Genomic DNA, 12,756 nt, shown 5'->3' on the forward strand with positions numbered 1-12,756 from the left:
ACGCCCCACTCGACACAGGACCGACGATGCTATTCGTTCGCCCCGCAAGGCTCTCCGATCTCGATGCGATCGCCCACATGGCCCGCACCGCGCAGCCCGTGCTGCACTCGCTGCCGCACGACCGCGCGGCGCTGGAAGCGCGCATCGCGCTTTCTGAGGACTCGTTTCGCGCCCAGGTGGATTTCCCCGGCGAGGAGTTCTATCTCTTCGTGCTCGAAGACTCGGCGACGGGCAAGCTCGTCGGCACCTCGAGCATCGTGGCGGCCGCGGGCTATTCGGAGCCGTTCTACGCGTTTCGCAACGACGCGCTGATTCACGCCTCGCGCGAGCTGCACGTGAACCGCAAGATTCACGCGCTCACCATGTCGCACGAGCTCACGGGCAAGAGCCGGCTCGCGGGCTTCTACATCGACCCGTCGCTGCGTGGCGACGCGGCCGCGCATCTGATGTCGCGCGCCCGCATGATGTACGTGGCGATGAACCGGCGCCGCTTCACGCCCGAGGTGTTCTCGCTGCTACTCGGCGTGACCGACGACGCGGGTGTCTCGCCGTTCTGGGAAGCGGTGGGGCGCAAGTTCTTCGGCCGCGATTTCAAGGACATCGAAATGGTGTCGGGCGGCCGCAGCCGCACCTTCATCGCCGAAGTGATGCCTGCGTATCCGCTTTACGTGCCGCTGTTGCCCGAGTCCGCGCAGCGCGTGCTGGGCGAGCCGGACCCGAGCGCGTTGCTCGCCTACGAGATTCATCTGGAAGAAGGCTTCGAGACGGACCGCTACGTCGATATCTTCGACGCGGGCCCCGTGATGACCGCACAGGTCGATCGCACGTCGTCGGTGTCGGGCAATGAGACGCGCACGGTGCGCGAGAGCGCAAGCGCGGCGCAGGGCGCGAAGTATCTCGTCGCGAGCCAGCATGGCGGCGAGTTCCGCTGCGCGCTGGCGACGCTGCCCGAAGCGGTCGAAGCCGCGAATGCCGCGCGCCATGGCGCACACGTGCCGGCTTCGGCGCCGCTCGACGCGGCTACGCGCGCGGCGCTCAATGTGCAGGATGGCGAAGCGGTGCGCTGCGCGCCGCTGTATCGGGAAACGTCGCAAAACGAGGACGAATCGATGGGAGAAGCGCAATGATCGTGGTACGCGTCGTGCAGACGGGCGATGTGGACGCGCTCGTCGCGCTCGCCCAGGAAACCGGCCCCGGCCTCACTACCTTCAAGCCCGACCGCGAGGCGCTGGCGGCGCGCATCGAGCGCACGCGCCGCACGCTGGCGGGCGAGGCCTCGCAGGGCGAGGCGGGCTACTTCTTCGTGATGGAAGATACCGCGACCGGCGACGTGGCCGGCGTGTGCGGCATCGAAACCGCCGTGGGCCTGCAGCAGCCGTTCTACAACTATCGCGTGAGCACGGTCGTGCACGCGAGCCAGGACCTCGGCATCTGGACGCGCATGCGCGCGCTGAACATCTCGCACGACCTCACGGGCTATGCCGAGGTGTGCTCGCTGTTCCTCTCGCCGCGCTATCGCACGGGCGGCATGGGCGGCCTGCTCTCGCGCTCGCGCTTCATGTTCATCGCCCAGTTCCGCGAGCGCTTTCCGGAGCGCATCTGCGCCGAATTGCGCGGGCATTTCGATGCGGAAGGCACGTCGCCGTTCTGGCGTGCGGTCGGTTCGCACTTCTATCAAATTGACTTCAACGCGGCCGACTACCTGAGCTCGCATGGCCGCAAGGCGTTTCTCGCCGAGCTGATGCCGCGCTTTCCAGTGTACGTCGAGTTGCTGCCCGAGGACGCGCAGGCCTGCGTGGGCCTCACGCACGCCGACACGGTGCCGGCGCGCCGCATGCTCGAAGCCGAAGGGCTGCGCTACGAGAATCACGTCGACATCTTCGACGCGGGCCCCGTGCTCGAATGCCATACCTCCGACTTGCGCACGGCGCGCGAGAGCGTGGTGGTGCCCGTGCGTATCGGTACGCAGGAGGCGCAAGAGGGCGTGCGCTCGCTCGTGTCGAACACGTCGCTGACCGACTTCCGCGTGGGCTTTGCCCCGGGCGTCGTGCACGACGGCGTGTTCACGCTGAGCGCGCAGGAAGCGGCGGCGCTGAACGTCGCAGAGGGCGAGCCGGTGCGCGTGCTGAGCGCGGCGCACAAACCGCGGCAAGGTTAAGGGCGGGGCTGAAACGCCACGCAGAAAGACAAGGATGACCATGAACGAGCTTTTCATCGATGGGCAATGGTGCGCGGCTAGCGGCCCCGCATTCGCTTCGCACAATCCGGGCACGGGCGAGACCGTGTGGAGCGGCAATGCCGCGAGCGCCGAGGATGTGGACCGCGCCGTGAGCGCCGCGCGCCGCGCCTTCGTCGAGTGGTCGCAGACGCCGTTCGAGGCACGCTGCGAGATCGTCAGGCGCTTCGCGGCGCTCGTCACCGAGCGCAAGGAGCCACTCGCGCAGGCGATCGGCCGCGAGACCGGCAAGCCGCTCTGGGAAGCGCGCACCGAGGCCGCTTCGATGGCCGCCAAGGTGGCGATCTCGATCACTGCCTATGGCGAGCGCACCGGCGAGAAGCGCAGCGAAATGGCCGACGGCACGGCCGTGCTGCGGCATCGCCCGCACGGCGTGGTGGCCGTGTTCGGGCCGTACAACTTCCCGGGCCATCTGCCCAACGGCCACATCGTGCCGGCACTGATCGCGGGCAACGCGGTCGTGTTCAAGCCTTCGGAGCTGGCGCCTGACGTTGCGCGCGCAACGGTCGAGATCTGGCGCGAGGCGGGGCTGCCCGCGGGCGTGCTCAATCTCGTGCAGGGCGAGCGCGACACGGGCATCGCGCTGGCGAACCATCGGCAGATCGACGGCCTGTTCTTCACGGGCAGCTCGGATACCGGCACGCTGCTGCATCGCCAGTTCGGTGGCCGCCCCGAGATCGTGCTCGCGCTGGAGATGGGCGGCAACAACCCGCTCGTCGTCGCGCCTGTGGAGGATATCGACGCCGCCGTGCATCACGCGATCCAGTCGGCGTTTCTCTCGGCGGGGCAGCGCTGCACCTGCGCGCGCCGCATCCTCGTGCCGACAGGCGCGTTCGGCGACCGCTTCATCGAGCGCTTCGTCGAAGTGTCCTCGCGCATCGCGGTGGGCGAATACAACGCCGAGCCGCAGCCGTTCATGGGCGCCGTGATCTCGGCGCGCGCGGCGGCGAAGCTGATCCAGTCGCAGGCCCAACTGCTCGAACGCGGCGCGCAGGCGCTCTTGCGCATGGAGCAGCGCGACCCCGCGCTCGGCTTCGTGACGCCGGGCATCCTCGACGTGACGAATGTGGCCGACCTGCCCGACGAAGAGCATTTCGGGCCGCTCGCGCAAATCATCCGCTACAACGGTTTCGACGACGCCATCGCGCAGGCCAACAACACGGCCTACGGTCTCTCGGCGGGCCTGCTTGCCGACGACGCCGCGCTCTGGCAGCGCTTCTCGCGCGAGATCCGCGCGGGCATCGTGAACTGGAACCGGCCCACCAACGGCGCCTCGAGCGGCGCGCCCTTCGGCGGCCCGGGCCGCTCCGGCAACCACCGTCCGAGCGCGTTCTACGCCGCCGACTACTGCGCCTGGCCGATGGCCTCGGTCGAGAGCGCACAGCTGACCATGCCCGCGAGCGTCTCGCCGGGCCTTCAATTCTGAGGATCGACGATGACTAACCATGCAACGGCTTCCGCAGCGGCGCTCGCGGGCACCCTGGAAGCCAACTTCGACGGACTCGTCGGCCCCACGCACAACTACGCCGGCCTCTCGTTCGGCAACGTCGCCTCGCAGAACAACGAGAAGTCGGTCGCGAACCCGCGCGCCGCCGCGCAACAGGGCTTGCGCAAGATGAAGCGCCTCGCCGACCTCGGCTTCGCGCAGGGCGTGCTGCCGCCGCAGGAGCGCCCCTCGATTCGCCTGTTGCGCGAGCTGGGCTTCACAGGCAAGGACGCCGACGCCATCGCGCGCGCCGCGAAGGACGCACCCGAGCTGCTCGCGGCTGCGAGCTCCGCCTCGGCGATGTGGACCGCCAACGCGGCCACCGTGAGCCCTTCGGCCGACACGCCCGAGCGCCGCGTGCACTTCACGCCCGCGAACCTGTGCAGCAAGCTGCATCGCGCGATCGAGCACGAGTACACGCGCCGCACACTCGGCACGATCTTCGCGGACCCGTCGCACTTCGTGGTGCACGACGCGCTGCCCGGCACACCCGCGCTCGGCGACGAAGGCGCAGCGAATCACACGCGCTTTTGCGCGCAATACGGCGATCGCGGCGTGGAGTTCTTCGTCTATGGCCGCAGCGAGTACCGCCGCGGGCCGGAGCCCAAGCGCTTCCCGGCGCGCCAGACCTTCGAGGCGAGCCGCGCGATCGCACAGCGCCATGGCCTCACCGACGACATGACGGTGTTCGCGCAGCAGAGCCCCGAGGTGATCGACGCGGGCGTGTTCCATAACGACGTGATCGCCGTGGGCAACCGCAGCACGCTGTTTTGCCACGAGCGCGCATTCGTCGACCAGAAGAACGTCTACGACGAGCTGCGCGGGAAGCTCGAGGCGCACCGCGCGCCGTTCGACGTGATCGAAGTGCCCGACGCCCAGGTGAGTGTGGCGGACGCGGTCTCGTCGTATCTGTTCAACAGCCAGCTCCTGAGCCGCGCCGACGGCAAGCAGATTCTCGTCGTGCCGCAGGAATGCCGCGAAAATCCGCGCGTGGCGAGCTATCTCGACGAGCTGGCCGCGAAGAGCGGCCCCATCGACGAGGTGCTCGTGTTCGACTTGCGCGAGAGCATGAAGAACGGCGGCGGTCCGGCGTGCCTGCGCTTGCGCGTGGTGCTGAGCGAGGCTGAGCGTGCGGCGGTGGCGCCGGGCGTGTGGATGAACGATGCGCTGTTCGCACGCCTCGATGCGTGGATCGCGAAGCACTATCGCGACCGCCTCGCGCCCCAGGATCTCACCGATCCGGCGCTGCTGGTGGAGTCGCGCACGGCGCTCGACGAACTCACGCAGATCCTCGGCCTGGGGTCGCTCTATGACTTCCAGCGCTGAGCCGGTCGGGTCCTTGCACGCGGCAGGGGCGGCCATGCCCGAATGCCTCGCCGATTTTCTCGCCACGACGCTGAAAGGCCAGCGGCCGACCAGCGAGGCGCAAGCGCAGGGCAGTTGTGCGTACGGTGCGGTGCGCTGGCAGTGGCTCGACGAAGGCGTGCTGCAACTCGAGCCCGAGTACACCGGTGGCGCGCGGGCCGAGACGCTCAAGAGCGTGCTGCTCTCGGCAGGCGTGCACGGCGACGAGACCGCGCCCATCGAGCTGCTTTCGCAGATGGTGGCCGATCTCGCGGCGGGGCGTCTCGCGCTCGCATGCCGCTTGCTGGTCGTGCTCGGCAACGTGGCGGCGATGCGCGCCGCCACGCGCTACGAAGACGACGACCTCAACCGTCTGTTCGGCGGCCGCCACGCGCGCGTGCCGCAAAGCCGCGAGGCGCCGCGCGCTGTCGTGCTCGAAACGGCGGCGCAGCGTTTCTTCGCCGATGCGCCCGCGGTGCCCGGCGCGCGCTGGCACCTCGACATGCACACGGCGATCCGCGCCTCGGCGTTCGAGCAGTTCGCGCTGCTGCCTTATACCGGCGACGCGCCCTCGCGCGCGATGTTCGACTGGCTCGCCGACGCGCGCATCGCCGCCGTCCTGATCCATACGGAGAAGGGCGCCACGTACTCGTCGTTCACGGCCGATGCTTGCGGCGCGCTCGCGTGCACGCTCGAGCTCGGCAAGGTGCAGCCGTTCGGGCAAAACGATCTCGCGCGGTTTGCGCCGGCCGACGCGGCGGTGCGCAGGCTCGTTTCGGGCGCGCAGGCCGCGGAGGACGAACCGATGCCGCGCGTCTTCACGGTGATCGGCCAGATTACGAAGCAAAGCGATGCCTTCGCGCTGCACGTAGCCGCCGACGTGCCGAACTTCACGCCGTTCGCGCGTGGCACGGTGCTGGCGGAGGACGGCACGTATCGCTACGTCGTCGCACACGACGAAGAGCGCATCGTGTTTCCGAATCCCACCGTCAAGCCGGGCTTGCGAGCGGGCTTGCTCGTGGTCGATACGACCGCTGAAACGCTCGCCTCGCTTGGCTGAATTGCCTGACCGCGCGCGGCCGCGAAGCTCGCACCGAGCTCCGCGTGCCGCGCGAAAACCCCCGCCAGGACGCGTTTTCCGGCCGCTTGTACGGGGCGCGGTACAATCGCGGCCTCGCGGTTGCTGCGGTGCGTCATAGACGATGTGCCCGTTTGAACCGCCACTCTTTGGCGCAGCGATCCTGCGCCGAAGCGCGCCGTAGGACCTCTGAAGCGCGCTGTAATTCGACTGGACTGAGACACTGATGAACATGAACTGGAACAAGCTGGCCACTTTCACGCTCTGCGCGGCCTTCACCGTGGCCGCGGGCGCGGCCCACGCCGCCGATATCAAGGAAATCCGCTTCGGCGTCGAGGCGTCGTACGCGCCGTTCGAATCGAAGTCACCCACGGGCGAGCTGCAGGGCTTCGACATCGACGTCGGCAACGCGGTCTGCGCGAAGCTCAAGGCGAAGTGCGTGTGGGTGGAGAACTCGTTCGACGGCCTGATTCCGGCGCTGCAGGCGCGCAAGTTCAACGCCATCAACTCGGACATGACGATCACGGATCAGCGCCGCCAGGCCATCGATTTCACCGATCCGATCTACGCGATCCCCAACCAGATGATCGCGAAGAAGGGCAGCCCGCTGCTGCCCACGCCGGAATCGCTCAAGGGCAAGCACGTGGGCGTGCTCCAGGGCACGATCCAGGAAACCTACGCGAAGGCCAAGTGGGCGCCCGCGGGCGTCGACGTCGTGCCGTATCAAACCCAGGACCAGATCTACGCCGACCTCGCCTCGGGCCGTCTCGACGCTGCCTTCCAGGACGCCGAGGCCGCATCGAAGGGCTTCCTGAACAAGCCGCAGGGCGCGGGCTTCGCGTTCGCGGGTCCGCAGGTCGTCGACGCGAAGCTGCTCGGCGAGGGCGTGGGCTACGGCGTGCGCAAGAACGACGCGGCGCTCAAGGCCGCGCTCAACGGCGCGCTCAAGGAGCTCAAGGCCGACGGCACGATCGACAAGATCGCCGCGAAGTACTTCGACGTGAAGGTCGTGCTCAAGTAAACGCGCAAACACGCACATGGGTGAGCGGCGGGGGGAGTCCCGCCGCGAATGCCGGCGAGGGCGTTGCCCCGCCGGCATTTTTTATTTGAGCCGCGTGCATGCTTCATATGCGCGACCTATCGGCCAGGATAAAATCGATCGGCAAAGAGAGCGCCTCAGCGACCGCACTGGCCGTGCGAACGGCGAGCAACAAGAAGCAAGAACAAGCAAGAACAAGCAAGAAAGCAAGAACGAGCCGCACGAGAGACCATACGACCAGGCGCCCGCGCAAAGCGAGGCGCTTCGCGGGGGACCCATGAGCTTCAATGCCGCAGACCGGCCACGCATGTCCGGCGGCGAAGGCAGCAATCGGATAGACGAAACTTCGACCGAACCGCCGGCCAATCCCTATCAGGTTTATTTCGCGCGTGTGCCGCTGCTCGATCGCGACGGCATGCTCTGCGCGTTCGAGACACTGCCGCGCGTCGTGGTGCGCGAAGGCTTCGACCAACACGCCGAGACCCATGCCGGTGAAGCCCCGTCGAGTGACGGCGCGGCGCAGAGCGGGGCACAAAACCAGGCGCTGATCGAAGCGTTCGGCACGCCCACGCTGCGCGCGGCGCTGACCGGACATCCAGCGTGGCTCGGCCTGACGCGCGAGCTATTGTTCGACGACGTGCTGCTGCGCGTGCCCGCCGATCGCGTGATCCTCGAGCTGCCGCCAGGCATCGGCGCCGATCCCGACGTGATCGCGCGGCTCGTCAAGCTGCACGGCAAGCGCTATCGTTTCGCGCTCGACCACGTCACGAAAGCCGACGAGTCGTTCGCGAAGCTGCTGCCCTATGCGGACGCCGTCAAGCTCGATCCGCGCGGCATTGCGCCTGCGCTGCTGCCGAAGTTCGCGAGCGTGCTCAAGGCGGCGGGCAAGATCCTCGTGGCGCTGAACATCGAAACGCCCGCCGAATACGAGCGCGCATACGCGCTGGGCTTCGACCGCTTCCAGGGCTACTACTTCGCGAAGCCGCAGGGCGGGGCGCGTCGTACGAGCGCGCCCCGCCAGGCGTTGCTGAGCCTGCTGCAGCTGCTGGCCTCGGAGCCCACCGTGATGCAGCTCGAAGCGGAGTTGAAGCTCAATCCCGTGCTCGTGATGCATCTGATGCGGCTCGCGAACTCGAGCAGCTTCGGTCTCGGGCGCAAGGTGAGCACGCTGCGCGAGGCGATCAACGCGACGGGCACCAACCGCATCACGCGCTGGACGCAGCTATTGCTGTACGCGGACGGCCGCAAGATCTCGCTCGAAGACGATCCGTTGCTGCAGCTCGCGGCCACGCGCGCGCGCTTCATGGAGCTCGCAGCGAGCCAGTTGCCTCAAGCCGGCCGCGACGAGCAGGACGCGGCGTTTCTCGCGGGCGTGTTCTCGTTCGTCGATGCGGTGTTCGGCGGACCGCTCGATCAGACGCTCGAAATGCTCAGGCTCGCCAAGCCGATCCGCGCGGCCATCGCGCGCCGCGAAGGCGTGCTGGGCCGCCTGCTTGGCGTGAGCGAGGCGCTGGAGCACGCCGACTGGGCGGCCGTGGATGCGGCGTGCGCCACGCTCGTGCCGCTCGATGCGGGGGCGCTGGCGGCGCTTGCGCTCACGGCGGCGGAGTGGGCCGGCACGGCCGAGCGTAACGCCGATGCCGAGGGGTTGGAGCGCATCGAGGACTGAGGTTCTGGCGGGATGGGCCTGGGCAGGCGAGTGAGGCCGCGCACTGGCGGAACTGGAGGTACAGGAGTGACCCGAGCGACCTGGCGACCGATGGGACTTGCAGTGACTGAAGACGCTTACGCCTTCACGGGACTCGCGACGAAGAACCGCGCCAGCTCGTGCGCGAGCTCGTTCAGCGCGCTCATTTCCTTCTGCAGGATGCGGCGCGGCTCCTGGCTCAGCAGCCAGTCGCCATAGAGCAGCGCCACGGGCGGCTCGCCAGGGTGGGCCACCGGCAGCAGCACGAACGCGCGCGCATCGTCGAGGCGTGCGCGGTACCAGGCCGGCAGACGTGCGAGCATTTTCGGGTCCCGCGCGTTTTCGATGAAGATGCCCACCGAGTTTGCAATCGCGAGATGGAACACGTCGGGCTGGAACGCCGCGCTGAACGCCAGCTTCTCCAGATTGTCCCCGACCTGGGGGCCGAAGCCGCGCTGCGCCTCGAACATGTTCGCGCCGCGCCGCACGAACACGAGCGTGCGCGCAAAGCCGAGGCCGGCCAGCACGGTCTCGGTGGCGAGCGTGAGCGCCGTGGAGAGCGGGCTCCCGGCGGGCAGCGCCCGCAGGTCTTCCACACCCGCGGCAATGCGCGCCTCGGGGTCGAGCGCTTCGCGCGCGATGGCGTCGGCGTTCGCGCGCAACTCGACGATCTCGCGCATCACGCCATCGTCGGCTTCTTCGTTGGCGAGCGCGAGGCTCATCTGCACGAGCGCGTCCGGATCGGTGGAGAGCGCGCGTCCGTAATAATGCGCGAGGTCCGAGATGTGCTCTTCGCGCGCTTCGTCGGTCAAGCCCGTGGTGGTGAGCACGCGCGCCACCTCGGTCGAATAGTTCGTGATCGCGCGCAGCCATTGCACCTGACGCGACTCGTTCCCCGCCGGATCGTATTCGCCCATGCCTTCACGGATCGTCTCGGGCAGGCGCCAGCGCGAGGCCGCGTCCTGGCCGATTTCGGTGAAGGTCACGCCGAGCACGTCGATGCAGGCATCGTCTTCGTTCGTGCCTTGCTCGCATTCGCGGCGGATCTGCTCCCACTCCGGCTCGAGGTAGAACACCACGAGCAGCTTGCCCACCTGGCGCATCAGCGTGCAGACCACGGCCTCTTCGCCCGCGCGCAGGTCGCCACGCTCGGTCAGCTTGCGCGCGACGCAGCCCGAGAGCATCGTGCGGTTCAGTTCGAGCTTGGCGTCGATGCGGCGTGGCGCGCTGTGGTGAAAGTGGTCGACGATCTTCAGGCCCACCACGAGATGGCCGACCGCGTCCATGCCGAGCACCATCAGCGCGCGCGTGACGGTCGTGATGTTGCCGCCGAAGGCCATGTACATGGCGGAGTTGGCGAGCCGCAGCACCTTCTGCGTGAGCGCGAAGTCCGAGAGCACGACCTTCACGAGCGCGGTGAAGTCGTAGTCGTCGTTGGTCATGGCGGCGACGGTCGTGCGCAGCGATTGCGACAGCATGGGGAAGTCGCCGCGCTCGTTCATACGAGCCCAGAGCCGGTCTAGCAGGACTGCCTTTACCATCTGAACCATGTCAATTTCGCTAATGCCCTGCGTGTATCGGTGCCGTGTTCAATGCACGCCGTGGACGTGCAAGGTGCGCGACTCGAAACGCTGCGAGAGCTCCTCCGAAGGCAGGGCCTTGCAGACGAGCCATCCCTGAATGTGATCGCAGCCCATCTTCGTGAGCAGCTCGCGCTGCGCCTCGGTCTCGACGCCTTCGGCGACGAGTTCGAGCTCGAGCGTGCGCGCGAGGCCCACCACGGCATTGACGATCGCCTGATCGTTGCGCGAGGTGAGCAGGTTCACGACGAAGCTGCGGTCGATCTTCAGTTTCGAAAGCGGAAAGCGCTGCAGATACGCGAGGCTCGAATACCCGGTGCCGAAGTCGTCCACGGCAAAGCGGATGCCGAGCCCCGTGAGCTCCTCGAGCAGCGTGACCGCGTGCTGCGGGTCCTGCATCAGCACGCTTTCGGTGATCTCGAAGACGAGCCGGCGCGGATCGATCCCGGTGAGCCGGATCGCTTCTTCGACGCTTTCCTTGAAACGCGGATTGCGGAACTGCTGCGGCGAGACGTTGACGGCGACGTACTGCAGGGCAATGCCTTGCTCGTCCCATTGGGTCAGCTGCATGCAGGCCGCCCGCAAAACCCAGTTGCCGAGATAATTAATCAGGCCGACGGATTCCGCAAGCGGGATAAATGTTGATGGCGGCACGAGCCCGTGCAATGGATGTTGCCAGCGGATCAACGCTTCGACCCCGACCACGCCGCGCGTCGAGCTGCTCGTGATGGGCTGGAAGTGCAGCGAGAACTCGCCGTTGCGCACGCCGTCGTGCAGGTCCGATTCGAGCTTCAGGCGCTGGGCGTCGGTCGGATCGTCATCGGGCACGTGCAGCATCAGCGTGTTGCCGCCCGCGGCCTTGGCCTGTTGCAGCGCCTGGTCGGCGCGGCGGATAAGCGGGGTGCTTTCGGGCTGCGCATCGCTTTCGCCGCAGTCCGGGCGCTGCTCGGGATGGAAAGCGATGCCGATGCTCGCGGCGAGATGCACGGGCTGGTCGCGGAACGAATAGGGCTGCAGGATCGACGTGAGCAGGCGTCGCGCGAGCGCTTCGGCGGCGCCGCGCACGTCGATGGGCGCGCCGCCGCGTGGCGGCACGCCTTGTGACGTGGATTGCGACGTGGATTGCGGCGTGATCAGAATGGCGAACTCGTCGCTGCCCGTGCGCGCGATCAGCTCGCCCTGCTGGGTGAGGTGCGTGAGGCGCCGCGCGGTTTCGCGCAGCAACTCGTCGCCGGCATCGTAGCCGAGCGCGCGGTTCACGCGCTGATAGTCGTCGAGATCGAGCAGCAGCAGGGCGATGGGCGTACCGTGCCGGTCGGCTTCGGCCTGCGCGCGTTCGAGCGCAGGCTCGAGCGCCGCCTGGTTCGGCAGGCCCGTGAGCGGATCGTGATGGAGCGCATGTGTGAGGCGCCCCTGCACGCGCTGCCAGTCCGAGACGTCGAAGCCCGCTACGGCGAAGCCGTCCACGCCCGCATACGTGCTCGACTGCACGCGCAGCTCGACGGCGAGCGGGTAGGTGAGCGCCTTCACGAGATCGATCGTGTCTTTTTCGACTACGCCGCTCGCGAGGGCGCGCGCGAAGAGCGCGTCGAGGCGCGCGAGATCGTCGGGCGCCACGAGGTCGTGCAGCGTCGCGCCAAGCAGGAATTCACGGTGATAGCCGGCAAAGCGCAGGCTCGCGTCGGAGACGTAGAGAAAGCGCAGGTTGCGGTCGACATGCACGAGGAAATCCACCGCGGCGCACGTCTGTTCGAATGCGAGCGCACGCGCGTCGGACCCGATGGCTTCGCCACCGGACGGGCGGCCCATGCCTCCGGCGGCCGCGTAAGCGGGCACGGTCTGTGCGTTCGGCAAGGGCGGCGCACCGTCCGCACAGGCGAGCGGGACGCCGGGGTGGGCGTCGTGCCGCTCGCCTGTGCGCCCGGCGCGTGGCCGCAGGCGGTCCAAGACCGTGCGTAGCCAGCCCGGGCGGGGCGCGGTAATCCTGTTCGCTTCCATGTGTGTCGCTGGCAACCTGAGTACTAGTCGGCGTGTCGAGTGGGGCGCGCGGCTTGCATGCAAAGCGTGGCAGGGCCGCGCGCCGGGTTGCGGCAGCGGCGAAACGCGCTGCTGCTTGACGCGCCCATCAGACCGAGATATCGACCCCATACGCGAAATCTTTAGCTGCGCGGCAAAAAAACGGGCGAGACGCCTGGGTAGCCGAACAAGGCGATGCCGGCGCGCGCAGATTCGGTTAAAGTGGCGCCGGCCGCACGTGGGCTGTGCATGCGAACTGCATTTCCCAGACGAGCTTCCCGAACGAGTCA

At 67.9% G+C, this 12,756-nt stretch carries 9 protein-coding genes; 7 read left to right on the forward strand and 2 right to left on the reverse strand.

The window, feature by feature from the left end; all coding sequences use genetic code 11:
• Positions 1-26: 26 nt before the first annotated feature.
• The 7 genes from aruF to BO1_RS51910 all read left to right on the forward strand — a co-directional run bounded on the left by aruF (position 27) and on the right by BO1_RS51910 (position 8,852).
• Positions 27-1,127 carry an arginine/ornithine succinyltransferase subunit alpha gene (gene aruF / locus BO1_RS20225; protein WP_028219115.1) on the forward strand — a complete coding sequence of 367 codons (1,101 nt, stop codon included), beginning with the start codon at positions 27-29 and terminating at the stop codon, positions 1,125-1,127.
• A complete protein-coding gene (gene astA, locus BO1_RS20230) occupies positions 1,124-2,158 on the forward strand; it encodes an arginine N-succinyltransferase (RefSeq protein ID WP_028219116.1) in 1,035 nt (344 codons plus the stop codon). The genes aruF and astA overlap by 4 nt, the downstream gene beginning before the upstream one ends.
• Before the next feature lie 40 nt (positions 2,159-2,198).
• Positions 2,199-3,662, forward strand: a complete 1,464-nt coding sequence (gene astD, locus BO1_RS20235) for a succinylglutamate-semialdehyde dehydrogenase (RefSeq protein ID WP_028219117.1) — start codon at positions 2,199-2,201, stop codon at positions 3,660-3,662.
• Positions 3,663-3,671: 9 nt separating this feature from the next.
• The gene (gene astB / locus BO1_RS20240; protein ID WP_043285557.1) at positions 3,672-5,048 is read left to right on the forward strand and encodes an N-succinylarginine dihydrolase; all 1,377 of its coding nucleotides are present in this window, start codon (positions 3,672-3,674) and stop codon (positions 5,046-5,048) included.
• 34 nt (positions 5,049-5,082) lie between these two features.
• Entirely contained in the window at positions 5,083-6,126 is a 1,044-nt protein-coding gene (gene astE / locus BO1_RS20245; RefSeq protein WP_028219119.1) for a succinylglutamate desuccinylase, read from the forward strand.
• A gap of 244 nt (positions 6,127-6,370) precedes the next feature.
• Positions 6,371-7,165, forward strand: a complete 795-nt coding sequence (locus BO1_RS20250; protein WP_028219120.1) for an ABC transporter substrate-binding protein — start codon at positions 6,371-6,373, stop codon at positions 7,163-7,165.
• A 295-nt stretch (positions 7,166-7,460) separates the two neighbouring features.
• Entirely contained in the window at positions 7,461-8,852 is a 1,392-nt protein-coding gene (locus tag BO1_RS51910; protein WP_407669980.1) for an EAL and HDOD domain-containing protein, read from the forward strand.
• A 116-nt stretch (positions 8,853-8,968) separates the two neighbouring features.
• Here BO1_RS51910 and BO1_RS20260 read toward each other — a convergent pair whose 3' ends face one another.
• Together BO1_RS20260 and BO1_RS51915 are read right to left on the reverse strand one after the other, a co-directional pair.
• Positions 8,969-10,411 carry an HDOD domain-containing protein gene (locus BO1_RS20260; protein ID WP_043285589.1) on the reverse strand — a complete coding sequence of 481 codons (1,443 nt, stop codon included), beginning with the start codon at positions 10,409-10,411 and terminating at the stop codon, positions 8,969-8,971.
• Positions 10,412-10,459: 48 nt separating this feature from the next.
• Complete coding sequence (locus tag BO1_RS51915; RefSeq protein WP_156992331.1) at positions 10,460-12,448, reverse strand: putative bifunctional diguanylate cyclase/phosphodiesterase; 1,989 nt, start codon at positions 12,446-12,448, stop codon at positions 10,460-10,462.
• Positions 12,449-12,756: the final 308 nt, after the last annotated feature.

This window comes from Paraburkholderia oxyphila NBRC 105797 (assembly GCF_000685075.1).
GTDB classification, from domain to species: Bacteria; Pseudomonadota; Gammaproteobacteria; order Burkholderiales; family Burkholderiaceae; genus Paraburkholderia; species Paraburkholderia oxyphila.

What these genes read in the sequence shown, in the direction of transcription:
- BO1_RS20250 (WP_028219120.1), top strand. Translation starts at nt 6,371, where the DNA reads ATGAACATGAACTGGAACAAGCTGGCCACTTTCACGCTCTGCGCGGCC.
- BO1_RS20260 (WP_043285589.1), bottom strand. Translation starts at nt 10,411, where the DNA reads ATGGTAAAGGCAGTCCTGCTAGACCGGCTCTGGGCTCGTATGAACGAG.
- BO1_RS51915 (WP_156992331.1), bottom strand. Translation starts at nt 12,448, where the DNA reads ATGGAAGCGAACAGGATTACCGCGCCCCGCCCGGGCTGGCTACGCACG.
- aruF (WP_028219115.1), top strand. Translation starts at nt 27, where the DNA reads ATGCTATTCGTTCGCCCCGCAAGGCTCTCCGATCTCGATGCGATCGCC.
- astE (WP_028219119.1), top strand. Translation starts at nt 5,083, where the DNA reads ATGCCCGAATGCCTCGCCGATTTTCTCGCCACGACGCTGAAAGGCCAG.
- astA (WP_028219116.1), top strand. Translation starts at nt 1,124, where the DNA reads ATGATCGTGGTACGCGTCGTGCAGACGGGCGATGTGGACGCGCTCGTC.
- BO1_RS51910 (WP_407669980.1), top strand. Translation starts at nt 7,461, where the DNA reads ATGAGCTTCAATGCCGCAGACCGGCCACGCATGTCCGGCGGCGAAGGC.
- astD (WP_028219117.1), top strand. Translation starts at nt 2,199, where the DNA reads ATGAACGAGCTTTTCATCGATGGGCAATGGTGCGCGGCTAGCGGCCCC.
- astB (WP_043285557.1), top strand. Translation starts at nt 3,672, where the DNA reads ATGACTAACCATGCAACGGCTTCCGCAGCGGCGCTCGCGGGCACCCTG.